Annotated in this window: 16 protein-coding genes and 1 tRNA gene; 9 read left to right on the forward strand and 8 right to left on the reverse strand. The window is 32.7% G+C overall.

Translation table 11 applies throughout. The annotated features are described in order from the left end of the window. Positions 1-55: 55 nt before the first annotated feature. Together BWZ20_RS09025 and BWZ20_RS09030 are read right to left on the reverse strand one after the other, a co-directional pair. Positions 56-1246 (reverse strand): succinylglutamate desuccinylase/aspartoacylase family protein, encoded by a 1191-nt coding sequence (locus BWZ20_RS09025; protein WP_076619218.1) that lies wholly within the window; start codon positions 1244-1246, stop codon positions 56-58. Positions 1247-1249: 3 nt separating this feature from the next. Further along, positions 1250-3094: a CBS domain-containing protein gene (locus tag BWZ20_RS09030; protein WP_076619220.1), complete on the reverse strand. Its 1845-nt coding sequence runs from the start codon at positions 3092-3094 to the stop codon at positions 1250-1252. A gap of 145 nt (positions 3095-3239) precedes the next feature. Between BWZ20_RS09030 and rnpA the strand changes: the two genes are divergently transcribed. From rnpA to BWZ20_RS09045, 3 genes are all read left to right on the forward strand, one after another. Beyond that, the gene (gene rnpA / locus BWZ20_RS09035) at positions 3240-3632 is read left to right on the forward strand and encodes a ribonuclease P protein component (RefSeq protein ID WP_076619223.1); all 393 of its coding nucleotides are present in this window, start codon (positions 3240-3242) and stop codon (positions 3630-3632) included. Beyond that, complete coding sequence (locus tag BWZ20_RS09040; RefSeq protein WP_076619225.1) at positions 3613-5247, forward strand: S41 family peptidase; 1635 nt, start codon at positions 3613-3615, stop codon at positions 5245-5247. The genes rnpA and BWZ20_RS09040 overlap by 20 nt, the downstream gene beginning before the upstream one ends. Before the next feature lie 99 nt (positions 5248-5346). After that, complete coding sequence (locus BWZ20_RS09045) at positions 5347-6189, forward strand: OmpA family protein (protein WP_076621317.1); 843 nt, start codon at positions 5347-5349, stop codon at positions 6187-6189. Here BWZ20_RS09045 and BWZ20_RS09050 read toward each other — a convergent pair. Genes BWZ20_RS09050 through rpiB form a run of 3 tightly spaced genes read right to left on the reverse strand, consistent with a single transcriptional unit; the run spans position 6186 to position 7993 of the window. Further along, positions 6186-6629 (reverse strand): GNAT family N-acetyltransferase, encoded by a 444-nt coding sequence (locus BWZ20_RS09050; protein WP_076619227.1) that lies wholly within the window; start codon positions 6627-6629, stop codon positions 6186-6188. The genes BWZ20_RS09045 and BWZ20_RS09050 overlap by 4 nt on opposite strands. Continuing rightward, positions 6629-7534, reverse strand: coding sequence for a cation diffusion facilitator family transporter (locus BWZ20_RS09055; RefSeq protein ID WP_076619229.1), 906 nt, complete (start codon positions 7532-7534; stop codon positions 6629-6631). Before BWZ20_RS09055 ends, BWZ20_RS09050 begins: the two co-directional genes overlap by 1 nt. 24 nt (positions 7535-7558) lie before the next feature. After that, positions 7559-7993 (reverse strand): ribose 5-phosphate isomerase B, encoded by a 435-nt coding sequence (rpiB, locus tag BWZ20_RS09060; protein WP_076619231.1) that lies wholly within the window; start codon positions 7991-7993, stop codon positions 7559-7561. A gap of 624 nt (positions 7994-8617) precedes the next feature. On the opposite strand from rpiB, the gene BWZ20_RS09065 reads away from it, so the two are divergent. From BWZ20_RS09065 to BWZ20_RS09080, 4 genes are all read left to right on the forward strand, one after another. Beyond that, entirely contained in the window at positions 8618-10876 is a 2259-nt protein-coding gene (locus BWZ20_RS09065; protein ID WP_076619234.1) for a ribonuclease R family protein, read from the forward strand. 62 nt (positions 10877-10938) lie between these two features. Beyond that, entirely contained in the window at positions 10939-11238 is a 300-nt protein-coding gene (locus BWZ20_RS09070) for a YbjQ family protein (protein WP_076619236.1), read from the forward strand. 22 nt (positions 11239-11260) lie between these two features. Then, on the forward strand, positions 11261-11932 hold the full coding sequence (locus BWZ20_RS09075; RefSeq protein WP_076619238.1) for a head GIN domain-containing protein: 672 nt from the start codon (positions 11261-11263) through the stop codon (positions 11930-11932). Positions 11933-12021: 89 nt separating this feature from the next. Next, positions 12022-12705, forward strand: a complete 684-nt coding sequence (locus BWZ20_RS09080; RefSeq protein WP_076619241.1) for a LysE family translocator — start codon at positions 12022-12024, stop codon at positions 12703-12705. Positions 12706-12740: 35 nt separating this feature from the next. Here the strand turns inward: BWZ20_RS09080 and BWZ20_RS09085 are convergent. The 3 genes from BWZ20_RS09085 to BWZ20_RS09095 form a co-directional block, all read right to left on the reverse strand. Next, positions 12741-12811 (reverse strand) — tRNA-Cys (locus tag BWZ20_RS09085). A gap of 50 nt (positions 12812-12861) precedes the next feature. Then, positions 12862-13224 carry a dihydroneopterin aldolase gene (gene folB, locus BWZ20_RS09090; protein WP_076619243.1) on the reverse strand — a complete coding sequence of 121 codons (363 nt, stop codon included), beginning with the start codon at positions 13222-13224 and terminating at the stop codon, positions 12862-12864. 87 nt (positions 13225-13311) lie between these two features. Then, positions 13312-13512, reverse strand: a complete 201-nt coding sequence (locus BWZ20_RS09095; RefSeq protein WP_076619245.1) for a zinc ribbon domain-containing protein — start codon at positions 13510-13512, stop codon at positions 13312-13314. A gap of 89 nt (positions 13513-13601) precedes the next feature. Between BWZ20_RS09095 and BWZ20_RS09100 the strand changes: the two genes are divergently transcribed. Next, positions 13602-15608, forward strand: a complete 2007-nt coding sequence (locus BWZ20_RS09100; RefSeq protein WP_076619248.1) for a glutamine--tRNA ligase/YqeY domain fusion protein — start codon at positions 13602-13604, stop codon at positions 15606-15608. Between the two features lie 57 nt (positions 15609-15665). Continuing rightward, a complete protein-coding gene (locus BWZ20_RS09105; protein ID WP_232217094.1) occupies positions 15666-15872 on the forward strand; it encodes a hypothetical protein in 207 nt (68 codons plus the stop codon). The last annotated feature ends 26 nt before the right edge of the window (positions 15873-15898 follow it).

Genomic DNA, 15898 nt, shown 5'->3' on the forward strand with positions numbered 1-15898 from the left:
TTCTGAAATAAACTCAGAATGACAGGATTCTTCTACTTTTTAGACAACCTCTTTTTTAATACCACTTTTCATTCTTATACATGGCCCTTTTAGCTACACGCTCTCTGTTGTATAATAAGAGGTGATTTTCGTCCATTTGTTTGTTTCTGTAACCAAAAAGATGAAATATAGATTTTGCTAAAAACCGAGCAACTTTTAGATTGGCCTTTAAGATTCCTTTTTGCTTATTGTGCCAGGTAATACCAGGTAAAAAAGTTAACGCATGATCTGCTTTTACTAGTCTTAGAAGTTCTGATAATTTTAGAAAGAATCTTGGTATTGTTTTAATAATAAAGAAGCCGTCCTTTCCTGATTTTTGATATAGTGGCATAAACAGTTTAGCTGAATAAGTTGAACGAATGTCCCTACCGTTAGAGCGAGCCAAAATGGTTCCTTTTTTTATAGATTGAAAGCTTTCAAATCCTTGATACATCTTAAAGTTTTCCTCTGGCTCTATATGGTATTTATAAACAACTTCAAAAATAGAGTCTATAGATTTTGAAGCACTTTCTAATTCATTTTTATACACATTTATCTTTTCGCTATCTGGATTTATAAGGTTGCTGGTATGACTCAAAACCAAATAAACAAAAGCCTCGCAACTTTTTATTGCTTGAGGATCGTTATGCTGCCCAGCCTCAAAACCTAGAGACACATAACCAAGCGTGTTTAGATAACTTAAAAGAGGCCCTTCTAAATATTCTTCAATACCAAGTACTACAGGTATATTAAAGCAGGCTGAAAATTTACGATTGATTAGAGCGTCATTAATGGTTATAAACGGTAAGGTTTTGCTGGATGTGGTGTGAAGGTCAATAAAATAAATTGGATTATCTGTAGAAGCTAAAACACCTTTTATAAACTGAAATACACCTATTTGCTCTTGGAGCTCGTTTTCGGGATTCTTTTCCGTTTCTAATTGCTCAAGTTGTTTAGTTGTCCATAATCTGTTTAAGTCTAAGTCTATGAATCGCTTGTTGGCTTTAAGTGCTTTTATATTACCATAAACACCAAATATTTCTCCTCTAATAGTTTCTTCATTCAGTTGTGGCATTATAGCGTTTAGCGCATTAACTCCAGCAAACTCATTACCATGAATACCAGCAAAAAAAATGACTGTTGCACCGGATTGAATTCCTTTTATATGATGAAAAATGCGGTTTGAAGCTTCCAATGTTTTGATATGTTCTTGTAGGTTAACGTTCATCTTTCAAAAATCACTTGAAGTTATAATACCTAGTAGCTCCTTATTTCTAACTACAGGTAAACAATTAATTTTATGTTTTTGCATTAAGTCTTTTGCTTTATTTAGTGGTGCTTCTTGAGTTATGGTGATTAAACCAGTAGTCATAACATCCTTAACCCTTAGGCCTAAATCTTTATCGCCAAGCTTTATTAAATCTGTCCAAGTTAATAATCCTGTGAGCGCTTTCTTTTTGTTTATAACTGGTAAATGGTGAATATTTTTCCATTGCATTATACTACTCACTAATTCTAGGCTATCATTTTGGTCTACGAGTAGTATTTTAGTATTCATGTTGTGTTTTACGATTCGACTGACATCAATTTTTAGATTATCGTCTGGGTTAAAAATATTCCACTGATCAACTGTTTTCTCGTCAAGCTGATGCTTATACATATATGCTGTTATATTCTGAAGCGCTTCGAAATTAGTTTTTGTTTTTTGAAGATTTCTATAATTATCCACCATCCATTGTGCACCTGTATGTGATTTTGCTCGAGCTTCAATTACAGATAGATATTTTGAAACATCTTCAGAAGAAATATTTACTTTTTCCAAACCTTTTATAGCCATTGGTAAAAGCTCATTCAAAATAAGGTCTTGGGCTGAAATGCGTTTGTTATTCCACTTAAATTGTGTTTCCATGCCATTACGAGCCGCCTTAAAGAAATTGTTTTTTACATCTTTAAAATCCATCTTTTCATGAACCTTGTTGTATGCTTCTGATTGACCAAGCATTAAGCCAACCCAAAATACCATATTGGCAATCTCATCTGTTAGTGTTGGTCCGGCAGGAATATAACGACACTCTATCCTTAAGTGTGGTTTTCCCTCGCCTACTCCATAACAAACGCGGTTCCATTTATAAACGGTTCCGTTGTGTAGCTGTAATGCTCTAAGTTTTGGTATCTCTCCTTGTTCTAATTTTTCTAAGCTATCATCGTGCTCATTTGAGGTTAGCAAACTTCTAAACCGCGAAATATGATCTCTAAAAATATCTGTTACAGTGCCTCTTTCCCAATCGACACCAAAACTAACGCGCGACTCTTTCTCATGATGTATAAATGAATTTCTTCTGGTATCAATACTTTGTGTAAACAAGGCAATACGTGTTTCTGCCCACAATTCTCTACCAAAAAGAATAGGAGAATTTGTACATATGCTAAGCACAGGTCCTGCTATCGCTTGTGCCCAATTATACTTATCTACAAACTCATCTGGATTGATCTGTAAATGGGTTTGAAAACTTGTATTACAAGCCTCTAACATTACACAATCATGAATTAAATTAAGCTCATCAACACCTTTGATGTGAATATTAAAATGTTCGCGTCTAGAAGATTTTAACGAATTATTTAACACGTGATATCTAGGTCTATCCGTCATGTAATTTTCACCGATATGCTTCAATCTTAAGGTTGGCAAAATACCTGTCAATACAACTTTAGAGTTACTTGCTTTAGCACCCTTTTTTGCTTTCTTGAGTAAATCCTCAAGCTGTTGTTGTAGAAGTGAAAAACAATTGTCTTTTAGTAGTAATGGGTCTGAGTTAATTTCGAGATTGTATTTTCCTATTTCTGTAGTAAAGTGATCGTCGTTAATAGCTTCTAAAACTTCAATATTATTGTTGTTGGGAAAAAATTGGTTGTTTGTAATACAAAACTCTTGTTCTGCGCCAATTCTAATAGGTTCTTTCTCAATCAAATCTTGTTTTAGTATCATATCTAAAGCCTCTAAATCTCTTATAAGATGCCGAATATATAACGCTTTATCCTTAGGGCTTTTAAGTTGTTTTACGTCTAAACGTCCCATAATTATAAAGCTGTATTTGATTAGTATATTGTAAGTTACTCTAAATAAAATGCTTAAAACATGACTTTTATCATAGCTTCAGGGTCTATTTCCTTTGGTAAAGAGAAAATACAATTCTATTTTTACCTGCTTCTTATTATAAAATATGCAGTTTAATTACGGAAAAAAAGACAAACTAAAAAGTAAAAAAAGCATCGAACGATTGTTTAATGAAGGTAAGTCCGTAACAGTCTATCCTTTAAAACTCATTTTTCTACAAACAGAATTTGAAGACAACAGTATTTTAAAAACAGGTGTATCTGTAAGCAAGCGCCTTCATAAAACAGCTGTAGCAAGGAATAAAATAAAACGTTTACTTAGAGAAGCCTACAGGCTTAATAAGCCTTTATATTTTAACAATAGTTCAACATCTTATGCGTTTATGATATTGTATCTTAGTAAGGATGGAACAACTTTTGATGACATAGATAACAAAATGAAATTGTTATTTGAGAAATTCTTAAATAAAACAAGAAAAAATGAAGAACCTACTACATAAAAAAATAGCAATACCAGTAATTGCTGTAGTTATATTTTTAAGCACTACAGCTTTTAAAAATGACTTCTTTGAAATTGCTAAGCAGATTGAAATTTTCACAACTATGTTTAAAGAGTTAAACATGAATTATGTTGATGAAACTAATCCTGGAAATCTTATGGATACTGCTATTAAGAGTATGCTAGACGATTTAGATCCATACACACAGTTTTATAACGAACAAGATGTAGAAGCTTCTAGAATAAACAATGCTGGTGATTATACAGGTATTGGTGCTAAAGTTTTAACGCTAAAAGATAAACTGGTTATTGTAGAACCCTATAAAAATTATGCAGCTGACAAAGTGGGCTTAAAAGCTGGAGACGAGATAATTAAAGTAGATAATGTAGTTGTATCAGATTTTAAAGAAGATGCTGCAAATTTATTACAAGGCGCTGCTGGTACAGAAGTTAACATTACTTACAAAAGACAAGGTAAAACCAATACGGTTAAAATTATTAGAGAATCCTTAGAGATTAAAGCGGTACCTCACTACTCAATGATAGATGATAAAACAGGCTATATCGTATTAAGAAAATTTAATAACAAAGCATCTTCAGAAACTTTAGGAGCGCTTAGAGCCTTAAAAAACCAAGGTGCTAAACAACTTATTTTAGATTTAAGAGGAAATCCTGGTGGCTTATTGCACGAGGCTGTAAATGTCACTAATATTTTTGTACCTAAAAACCAGTTGGTAGTCACTACAAAATCTAAGGTAAAAAAGTACAATAAAACGTATTACACAAAACGCGATGCTATTGATACAGAAATACCATTAGTCGTTTTAATAGATGGTAGAAGTGCATCGGCAAGTGAGATTGTTTCTGGTGCTTTACAAGATATGGATAGAGCTGTTGTTGTTGGCACACGTAGCTTTGGTAAAGGCTTGGTACAGCGTCCTAAACCATTATCTTATGGGACACAAATGAAGATTACAATTTCGCGTTACTATACACCGTCTGGTCGTTGTATACAATCTTTAGACTATTGGAATAGAGATGAAAACGGAAAAGCTACTCGTGTTAAAAAAGAAAACTACAACGAATTTAAGACCAAAAACGGAAGACCGGTTTATGACGGTGGCGGAATAGAACCTGATGTTGAAGTAGAATTTGCTAAAGAAACACCAATAACAAAAGCAATTTTAAATGAAAATCTGGTTTTTAACTTCGCTACAGATTATTACTATCAAAATACAGTTGAAAATTTAAAAGCATTTCAACTATCTGATAGTGAATTTAAATCCTTTAAAAGTTATTTAAAAACTACTGGTTTTAATTTTGAAACTAAAACGGAAAAAGCCATTAGTGATGCTATAGAAATTGCTAAAGAAGAAGAATTAGAAGATGTAATTAAAACAGAATACCAAAATTTATCGACAGCGTTGCAGTCCTATAAATCTAATGCAATTGATGCCAATAAAAAGCAATTAAAATCTTTGCTAACGGACGAAATTATAAAGCGCTATTTTTACAGCGAAGGCTTATACATGTATTACACAGCTAATAATCCCGAGATAAAAAAGGCAATTGATATACTCAATAATCCAAATCAATATGCTAATATTTTAAAGTAGTGTATAGAAGTCTAATAATGAGCATCTTAAGAAAATAACGAAAATTTACATATATTTAATGTTAAGTAAATTTTCATCATGTTAGAAAATTTAAGAAAAATGAAGTCCCTAATCTTTGTCATATGCCTAACTTTTCAGTTTGCTTTAGCTCAAAAAGAACTAAAGCATCAGGTATATTTTTTAACCGATGAATACCAAATTCCCGAAACCGAAGAAAGCCGATTGCTATTATTCTTGTCTGAAATAGAAAATATGGATATTCAGAAAATATCCATTTATGGGTTTTGTGACGATAGAGGGAGTGATTCTTATAATTTAGTACTTTCTCAACAACGCGCAGATGCTATAAAAGAGGTTTTTTCTAATAATGAATTTGATGAATCTGTAATTACCAATGTAGATGGTAAGGGTAAAATTTTACTCAATGTTGTTAATGATAATGATCTTTATAAAATACGTGGTTTAAACCGTAAAGTTGAAATTATTGTACAGCCCTACGATCCGCCGAGGGAAAAAGTAGAACAACCTAAAAAAGAAACCACTGAAGAGCTTTTAAAGGGCGAGCTAAAAGAAGGTGATAAAATTCAATTAGAAAATATTTTATTCCGAACGGGCTACAGTTACCTTACTAAAGAGTCTAAAGCTAAGCTCGATGATATTGCAAAAATCTTAGTAGAACGAACTGATATTTATTTTAATATAGAAGGCCATGTCTGTTGTACGCAAGGGTCTCGCGATGCCATAGACCGAAAAACTAAAAAACGTAATCTCTCATTAGCCAGAGCGAAAACAGTCTACGATTATTTAGCTGACAAGGGTGTTAAACGTTATAGAATGAAATTTGTAGGCCAAAGACGTAAATTTCCACTTGGTGGTGAACCAGAATTAGATAGACGTGTGGAAATTGTTGTAACACGAATTATAAAGAAGTCCTCAAACTAATTCTTAATCATATTAACGTGTGGAATACCATCTTCTAGGTACTCCTCTCCTACTTCTTTAAACCCTAAATTGTTATAAAATTTTTTTAAATAGGTCTGAGCAGAAATTCTTATTTCTGAAGTTTTAAAGTGCTTTTTAATAGCTTCGATAGAAGCATTCATAATATCATAACCAAAGCCATATTGTCGCTCTTTTTCTTTTACCACCACTCTACCAATACTAGCTTCTTCAAAATAGTCACCTGGCTGAAATATACGTGTATAAGCCACTAATTTATTACCTCTGTAACCTAAAATATGTAAAGCTTTTTGGTCTTTTCCATCAATATCTTGATAAACACAATCTTGTTCCACAACAAAAACCTCACTTCTTAGTTGAAGCAAGTCATAAAGCTCTTTTGTATTGAGTTGATTGAATGTCTTGGTTTGTATATCTAACATTAGTCTTGTACAATTACTTCTTTAGGATCTTCCTTATTGTATTCTGGTTGAATGGTAACATGATTTATATCAAACTCTTCATGAAGGAGTGCTTCAATCTGTAATAATAGTTCATTAAATTCAGTAGTGCTAATATCTTCTGTAAGATCTAAGTGTGCTTCAAGATGTAGCTCATGATCACTTAAATTCCATATATGTACGTGGTGTAGTTTATTAACTTTTGGTAGCTTATTAACAACGCGTACAACTTCTTTTATATTGATATGTTCTGGTGTAAAAAGCATCAACATCTTGGTTGATGTTTTTAATAAATCATAGCCCACATAAATTAGATATAATGCAATTAACAACGTTAATAAACTATCAACCCAATACAGCTGATAATATTTCATTAATAAACCACCTATTAATACAGCAACACTAGCTAACATATCTGTTAATAAGTGTAAATAAGCAGAACGAAGATTAATATTATTAGAAGATTCTTTTCTTAATAATAATACACTAAAGCCATTAGCAAAAATTGCAATTAACGATAACCATATTACTAAATTAGAATCTATTGACTGCGGATTCTGAAAACGCTCAATAGCTTCTTTTATTAAAATTATAGCGACGATAACTAATGTAGATGCATTAATAAAAGCAGCCAGTATCTCTGCACGTTTGTACCCAAAAGTTTTATTAATAGACGCTTTTTGTTGCGATAATTTTGCCGCAACATAACTCACAATAAGTGAAAGAACATCACTAAAATTATGCACTGCATCGCTAATAAGAGATAAACTACCAGATACTAAACCACCAATTACCTGAGCTACAGTTATAACAATGTTTAGTACTATTGCTATTAAAAGTTTTCTACTTTTTAAATCTGAGTGATTATGTGTGTGTGAATGACTCATGCAATACCAACTTATAAATTGGTATTAACAAGATAAAGGAATTTTATCTATACGTCTTTTATGACGGCCTCCTTCAAACTCAGTATTAAGAAAAGTATCTACCATTTTTATAGCTTGTGGTATAGATGTATATCTTGCCGGAATGCAAATAATGTTAGCATCGTTATGCTGGCGCGTTAATTCTGTAATTTCACCCGTCCAACAAACACCAGCTCTAACATTTTGATATTTATTAGCCGTCATAGCGACTCCATTTGCAGTACCACAAATTAAGATTCCAAAATCTACTTTTCCATCATTAACATCTTTGGCAACAGGATGTACAAAGTCTGGATAGTCTGCACTATCAGTTGTGTCTGTACCGTAATTAGTAATGGTATGACCTTTACTTTCAAGGTGTTGTATTATAGCTTGTTTATACTCTGGTCCTGCGTGGTCGTTACCGATAGAAATTGTCATGTTAATAAGTGTTTGTTTTCCTCTGCAAAATTACAAATAATAAAATGCGGTTAATACAATTTCTAATTACTTGTTAATAAGTGTTCACAAGTTTTGAAAATAAAAATTAGGAATGTTCCATTATTTTTTCAAACAAGAATTTAATTCTAAAATCAAAATTTAATTCTCACTTTTTTCAAGGAAGTTATTCATACTCCTAACAGAAGAAATTAACAGTGCTTTGAAAATAAAATATGAGTCATTTCTATTAACATGAGTTATTAACAGTTGTTTACAATAATTTTACGTTCATTCAAAATCAAGCCCTTACATGTAAATTTAATGTTAACTAAACCGTAATAAAGTGTAAACTTCAAGGTATCAAAATAAAAGTTAAAAAAGTTATACTAACTATTAACAGACTATAATAACCATTATTTATTTTTTTAAATTTTAAAAGAGAAATGATAATAGTATATATAATTGTGAATAAGTGAATTTTAATTTATTTAACCTTATCTAAACACTTTTAAATTTTAATAGTGTAGCTTTGTAATAAACTTAATAACTTCACTTCCACCTTTATTAAGTTTTAAATGAAGAATTCCTAACACTTTTAGGAAACGAATATGATTACATAATTAAATGACAAGAAAAAGAAAAAAGAAATCCGGTAAAAACAAGATTTCTAACCTTACAAATACAATTTTAAGTATTCTAAAAAAAGAACGAAACAAAACGTTTAACTACAAGCAAATAGCTGCTATTATTGGTGTTAACGATGCTAGTAGTCGTAACCAGATTATAAAAACTTTAGCCAAGCTTACTGCCAAACAAGAAATAGAACAAGTAGATCGTGGGAAGTTTAAAGCCGTAGTTACTGCAGAATATCACACAGGTATTTTAGATTTAGCCTCTAAAGGAAACGGTTATATCATTTCAGACGATTTTGAAGAAGATGTCTTTATAGCATCTAATAATATTAACAAAGCGCTAGATGGTGATGAAGTAGAATTCTATGCCTACAAGCGCAGAAAACGAGGTAAAATTGAAGGTGAAATAACCAATATCCTTAAGCGTGCTAAAACCGAATATGTTGGTACCATTCAAATTCAACAAAACAGAAATTTTGCCTTTGTAGTTGCCGATAGTAGTAAAATGTACAAAGACATTTTTGTACCAATAAACAAAACTAAAAAGGCAGAAGATGGTGATAAAGTATTGGTAGCACTAACAGACTGGCCAGAAAAAGCTGATTCACCTTACGGTAAGGTACTAGAAGTTTTAGGAAAACCAGGGGAACACAATACCGAAATACATGCTATTTTAGCTGAGTATGGTTTACCACATGAGTTTCCTTATGAAGTTAAAAAATTTGCCAATGATCTAGATATTTCTATCACAGAAGACGAAATATCTAAACGTAGAGACATGCGTAAGGATTTAACCTTTACGATAGATCCTAAGGACGCAAAAGATTTTGATGATGCATTATCCTTTAAAGTTTTAGAAAACGGCTTATATGAGATAGGAATCCATATTGCAGATGTATCACACTATGTGCAACCAGGAACAGTTTTAGACGATGAAGCTTACGAACGTGCTACATCTATTTATTTAGTAGATCGCGTGGTACCAATGTTACCAGAACGTTTATCAAATGGGGCATGTTCGTTAAGACCACACGAAGAAAAGTATACTTTCTCTGCAGTGTTTCAGATGAATGATAAGTGCGAAATTAAAAACCAATGGTTTGGTAGAACAGTAACGTATTCTGATGCACGTTTTGCTTACGAAGAAGCACAAGCTATAATAGAGAATAACCCAAAGTTTACGCTCACTTCGAGAGCCTCAGTGAGCGGAGATGATTCGGTAGCTGAGGCTCTCGAGGCTACAATTCCTAAAGAAGTATCGCTAACAGGTAAGGAGTATAATACTAAACCAGAAATTGCAGAGGCTGTTATGGTTTTAGATCGTTTAGCTAAAAAAATGCGTTCAAAACGTATGCGATCAGGAGCCATTTCTTTTGATAAGGTTGAGGTGAAATTCAATTTAGATGAAGAAGCCAATCCCGTAGGTGTATTCTTTAAAACCAGCAAAGATGCTAACAAACTTATTGAAGAATTTATGTTGTTAGCTAACAGAAAAGTATCTGAATTTGTCGGTAAGCAAAACCCGAAAAAAACCTTTGTATATCGTGTACACGATGAGCCAGACGAAGCTAAATTAGTACAGCTACAAACTGTTGTAGGTCGTTTTGGACATAAACTAAACTTTAAGGATCGTAATAGTATTGCCTCATCATTAAATAAATTATTAAGCGATGTCGTTGGCAAAAAAGAGCAAAATCTTGTAGATACCTTAACTATAAGAACCATGGCAAAGGCAGAATATACCACGCATAATATTGGGCATTATGGGTTAGCGTTTGATTATTACAGCCATTTTACCTCGCCAATTCGTCGTTATCCAGACGTTATGGCGCACAGATTATTACAGCATTACTTAGATGGTGGCAAATCCGCTAATGAAGAAGTTTACGAAGAAAAATGTAAGCACAGTAGTAATATGGAATATCTGGCAACAAAAGCAGAGCGCGATTCTATAAAGTACATGCAGATTCGTTTCATGCAAGATCATCAAGACGAAGAGTTTTTAGGTGTTATTTCTGGTGTAACAGATTGGGGAATTTATGTAGAAATAGAATCTAATAAATGCGAAGGCATGGTCAGTGTAAGAGATATGAAAGATGATACTTACGATTTTGATCAGTCGTATTATGCAATGGTAGGCCGTAACACAAACAAAATGTATCAACTTGGAGATGAGGTTATAGTTAAAGTAAAAGATACAGATTTAGTAAAGAAACATTTAGATTTTTACTTAGTTGGTAAACCTGAGTAAAACGATTAATTTTATTCTAAATTCTAATAGCGAAGCGGTCTAACATCTAACATCTTTTTAAAATGATATTAACCACAACCAATTCAATAGAAAACTTTAAAATAGTAGATTATCTAGGTATAGTTACAGGTGTAGCACTAGCCGAAGAAAAGATAGTGATGGGTTTTAGCATGTCTAAATATTTAAACTCTATAAGAAATAGTGTTGACGCTACAAAAGAGAAAGCTTTTCAGCAATTACAAGAAAATGCTAAAAAACTCAATGCTAATGCTGTTGTTGGCATTAAAGTTGAGATAGAACTCATGACAAGCAATTATGCTATGGTTTCGGTTACAGGAACTGCTGTAAAAGTCGCTGCTTAGCAAAACAAAAATCAAATAAATTATGAAGAAATATGCTTTATTATTAACGTTAGTATTAGGATTAGTAGCAAATGCACAGGATACTATTGAGAAATCTATTGGCGAATTTTCTACCGTAAAGGTCTATGATTTAATCAATTTAAAAATGATAAAATCAGACGAGAATAAAGTGATTATTTCAGGCGACAACAAAGAAGATGTTCAGGTTATTAACAACAACGGAAAGTTAAAAATTAGAATGAAGTTAGAAGAAAGCTATGATGGCAATGACACTGTTGTAAAATTATATTACACCTCTGTTGATGAAATTGATGCAAATGAAGGAGCTAATGTTGTTATTGATGATATAATAGAACAATTTGATATCGATTTAAGAACTCAGGAAGGTGCTGAAATAACAGCAAAAGTTAAAACAAGTTATGCCAATTTTAGAGCTGTAACAGGTGGTATTATCAATGTTACCGGAAACACTAAAAATCAAGATATATCTATATATACAGGAGGTGTTTTTAATGGAGAAGAGCTCATAACAAAACAAACCGAAGTGAGCATCAATGCTGGTGGTGAGGCTTATGTTAATGCCTCGGAACTTGTAGATGTAAGATTAAAAGCAGGAGGTAATGTTTACATTTACGGACAACCAAAACAGGTTAATGAAAGTAAAGTTTTAGGAGGCACCATAACGCGTATGTAATAGTGCAGGCGCCATCAGAAAAAACCCTTAAGTACAATTCTTTAACGGTTTTAATTTGTTTACTACTTTTGTGTAAACTGTAGGTCTACATGTTAGATGATATTTTAAGAGCCATACCATTTGGGATAATACTTGCCTTTACTATAGGTCCTGTTTTCTTTGTGCTACTAGAAACCAGCGCAACAAAAGGCTTTACTAGCGCTTTAGTTTTTGACTTAGGAGTTATATTAGCAGATATCGTTTTTATTTTACTCATTTTTATGAGTACTGATACGCTTTTAGATAAAATAAAAGACGATCCTAAGTTACTCGTCTTTGGAGGCGTTTTACTCGTGGTTTATGGTTTAATTTCATTTGTAAAAATTTCTAAGTCCTTTAGATCTATAGTGAGAGAGCATCATAAAATAAAACTCCCAAAAAGAAATTACGGAAAGCTATTTATAAAAGGATTTTTACTCAATTTCATCAATATTGGAGTGCTTTTAGGTTGGCTCGGTTTTATTGTAATAGGTACTTCAATAACTAAATCAGAGAACGGTGTAGTACTCTTTATCATTACAATGTTGGTATCTTACTTTGTATGCGATTTATTTAAAATAGCAGCAGCAAAGCGCTTAAAAAATAAACTTACACCTAAATTAATCTTCAAGACAAAAAAAATAGTAGCGCTAGTTATTTTAGGCTTTGGCATTCTACTGCTATCTCAAGGTCTTTTTCCAGAACTTTATGAAAAAGGGAAGGAACAGATAGATAAGGTAAATCCTATAAACTAAAAAAAAGCCTTTAACATTTGTTAAAGGCTTTTTTGAGGTGTCGAGCGGATTCGAACCGCTGTAGATGGTGTTGCAGACCACTGCCTAGCCACTCGGCCACGACACCTTTTTGCAAGGGCAAATATATAAATTATTACTGTTTTACCCTATACAGACTTACTTTTTTCGTTTTTCAGAAAGTTTAATCGTTACCATCTCTACATCACCACCAATTGGAGGATTTATTTTACTCACAGAAACAGTAACTTTAGAAACCAATTTATCTTCTTTTAGAATTCTATCTATGATCTGCTGTGCAACAGTTTCAAGCAGTTTCGAAGGTTTTGCCATTTCTTCACGCACTACTTTATTTAAAAATACATAATCTACAGTATCACTCAAATTATCAGTTTGAGAAGATTTAGATAAATCTGCATTAACCACAATATCAACTCTATAGTCGCTACCAATAGTAGTTTCCTCTTTTAAACAACCATGATTGGCAAATACGCGGATATTTTCAACTTTTATTATTCCCATGTTGCAAAGATAAACCTTCTGTCACTTCGAGTGAATTTCTATAAGAAATTTGTATCGAGAAGCTTTATACCGATATATTGTAAATCTCTAATTCGTAAAAAAGTCAAAAATATTACTCATAGCACTGGTTTTAGCCTTAAAAAACTCTGTGTAAGTACACTTTTTACAAGTTACAGATGTAAATTTCTTGTTCTGTACATCAAAGATTTTAGACAATGTGCCTCCAGTAGCTCTCATTTCACCCAATTCGTATGTGGTATTATCGCATTTTGGACATTTGTAATTCATTCTTATTTAGTTTTTTTGGTGTATACTATAAGTACGAAATATCATTTTAATGTTACAATTTATGTAATTTTGCACTTTAATTTTTTGTAATGTCTGAAGAAACAAAATCACTCAATTTTATTGAGCATATTATAGAAGAGGATTTAGCAAACGGTTTACCAAAAGATAAACTGCGTTTTCGTTTTCCACCGGAGCCAAATGGCTATTTACACATTGGTCATACTAAAGCTATAGGCATCAGTTTTGGTTTGGGCGAAAAATACAATGCGCCTGTAAATTTAAGATTCGATGATACCAACCCAGCAAAAGAAGAACAAGAATATGTAGATGCAATAAAACGCGATATTGCTTGGTTAGGTTACCAATGGGAAAATGAATTATATTCTTCAGACTATTTTGATAAACTTTACGATTGGGCTGTACAATTAATTAAAGATGGAAAGGCTTATGTAGATAGCCAGTCTTCTGAGGTTATGGCGGAGCAAAAAGGTACTCCAACACAGCCAGGCACTAATAGTCCATACAGAGATAGAAGTATTGAGGAAAACTTAGATTTATTCCAACGCATGAAAGCTGGTGAATTCCCTGCAGGCACACATGTATTGCGTGCTAAGATCGACATGGAAGATCCTAACATGCTAATGCGAGATCCTATTATGTACCGCATTATGTATGCACACCACCATAGAACAGGAGATGAATGGTGCATTTACCCAATGTACGATTGGACGCATGGTGAAAGCGATTATATAGAGCAGATTTCACATTCCTTATGTTCATTAGAGTTTAAACCTCATAGAAAGCTCTACAATTGGTTTAGGGACAATGTATATGAGTATGCTAAAGAGATTTTACCTTTACCACCAAAACAGCGCGAATTCGCGCGATTAAACTTGTCTTACACCATTATGAGTAAACGTAAGTTGCTTAAATTGGTAGAAGAGAAGGTAGTTTCTGGTTGGGACGATCCGCGTATGCCAACAATTTCTGGATTGCGAAGAAGAGGTTATACACCAAATTCTATTAGAGAATTTATTAAAAAAGTAGGTGTAGCTAAACGCGAAAATGTCATTGACGTCTCATTATTAGAATTTTGCATTCGAGAAGATTTAAACAAAACAGCCAACCGTGTTATGGCTGTTTTAGATCCTGTAAAGGTTGTTATTACCAATTATCCTGAAGATAAAGAAGAATGGTTAGAGGCTGAGAATAATCAGGAAGATGCTTCAGCAGGATATAGAAAAGTACCGTTTTCACGAGAACTTTATATCGAAAAAGAAGACTTTAAAGAAGTAGCTGGTAGTAAATTTTTTAGATTAAAGCTTGGAGGCGAAGTAAGACTAAAAAACGCTTACATTATACAAGCGAATGATGTTGTTAAGGATGAAAACGGTGAAGTAACCGAAATTCATTGTACATACGACACAGATACTTCTAAAAAAGTAAAAGGAACACTGCATTGGGTTTCTATAAAGCACGCTATAACTGCAGAGGTCAGAGAATACGATCGTTTATTTATGCACGAAGCACCAGATAGTGATAAGGACAAAGATTTTATGGAATTTTTAAATCCTAATTCATTAAATATTCAAACAGGATACTTAGAACCAAGTTTATCTGATACTAAAGTGGGAGAGCGCTTTCAATTTCAACGATTGGGTTATTTTGTTGTGGATAAAGATTCCACTTCAGAAAAGCTTGTGTTTAATAAAACTGTTGGATTAAGAGATAGTTGGGCAAAGCAAAAAGAGAAACCACAAGCTACTATACAAGCAAAGCCAAAGCCGCAACAGCAAAAGCGTTCGGCTATTAGCGTTATTCAACAACTAGGTAAAAAATACACTAATTATCCTGAAGATAAACAAACCAAAGTAAAAGCTGAAATTATTGCTTTAGCCAAAGAGGTGTCCTATGACGAATTAGAGCCCTTATTTGCCACTGCTGTTAAAAAAGCAGGTACACGTATCGCTGTAATGATTACCTTAAAAGAACTGCTTAAAAATGGCTTAGAACGAAATGATGCTGTTAATGAGTTTATAACAAAAGCCTTAGAGGACAAAAACGAACTATTAGTTGCGGAAGCTTCAGAGGTTTAACAATTGTTTAGCAGAGATTGTATTCTATAATGTTTATATTAAAAAAAACTGTTAATTATGGAAATCAAACAGCAAATACTCACCAAGATAGCAACATTAACTAGAGAGATTAAAGATCATCATCCAGAACTTATAAAATATCTTGATGAAACCAGAAGCACTTTACCTAATAATTCTGGTGAGGCTACTTTAAATGATAGTGATTTAAAGAACTATTTAGAACAATTAGAATCATTAATAGAAAATCATAACAAGGAAAGCTAATTTAACGGTAATTTTCGTATTCATAT

This window comes from Winogradskyella sp. J14-2 (genome assembly GCF_001971725.1).
Classification (GTDB): domain Bacteria; phylum Bacteroidota; class Bacteroidia; order Flavobacteriales; family Flavobacteriaceae; genus Winogradskyella.

Coding starts and splice junctions, on each gene's coding strand:
- BWZ20_RS09105 (WP_232217094.1), top strand. CDS start 15,666: ATGGAAATCAAACAGCAAATACTCACCAAGATAGCAACATTAACTAGA.
- BWZ20_RS09030 (WP_076619220.1), bottom strand. CDS start 3,094: ATGGGACGTTTAGACGTAAAACAACTTAAAAGCCCTAAGGATAAAGCG.
- BWZ20_RS09070 (WP_076619236.1), top strand. CDS start 10,939: ATGATATTAACCACAACCAATTCAATAGAAAACTTTAAAATAGTAGAT.
- BWZ20_RS09080 (WP_076619241.1), top strand. CDS start 12,022: ATGTTAGATGATATTTTAAGAGCCATACCATTTGGGATAATACTTGCC.
- BWZ20_RS09045 (WP_076621317.1), top strand. CDS start 5,347: ATGAAGTCCCTAATCTTTGTCATATGCCTAACTTTTCAGTTTGCTTTA.
- BWZ20_RS09095 (WP_076619245.1), bottom strand. CDS start 13,512: ATGAATTACAAATGTCCAAAATGCGATAATACCACATACGAATTGGGT.
- BWZ20_RS09040 (WP_076619225.1), top strand. CDS start 3,613: ATGAAGAACCTACTACATAAAAAAATAGCAATACCAGTAATTGCTGTA.
- folB (WP_076619243.1), bottom strand. CDS start 13,224: ATGGGAATAATAAAAGTTGAAAATATCCGCGTATTTGCCAATCATGGT.
- BWZ20_RS09055 (WP_076619229.1), bottom strand. CDS start 7,534: ATGAGTCATTCACACACACATAATCACTCAGATTTAAAAAGTAGAAAA.
- BWZ20_RS09025 (WP_076619218.1), bottom strand. CDS start 1,246: ATGAACGTTAACCTACAAGAACATATCAAAACATTGGAAGCTTCAAAC.
- BWZ20_RS09050 (WP_076619227.1), bottom strand. CDS start 6,629: ATGTTAGATATACAAACCAAGACATTCAATCAACTCAATACAAAAGAG.
- rpiB (WP_076619231.1), bottom strand. CDS start 7,993: ATGACAATTTCTATCGGTAACGACCACGCAGGACCAGAGTATAAACAA.
- BWZ20_RS09065 (WP_076619234.1), top strand. CDS start 8,618: ATGACAAGAAAAAGAAAAAAGAAATCCGGTAAAAACAAGATTTCTAAC.
- BWZ20_RS09075 (WP_076619238.1), top strand. CDS start 11,261: ATGAAGAAATATGCTTTATTATTAACGTTAGTATTAGGATTAGTAGCA.
- BWZ20_RS09100 (WP_076619248.1), top strand. CDS start 13,602: ATGTCTGAAGAAACAAAATCACTCAATTTTATTGAGCATATTATAGAA.
- rnpA (WP_076619223.1), top strand. CDS start 3,240: ATGCAGTTTAATTACGGAAAAAAAGACAAACTAAAAAGTAAAAAAAGC.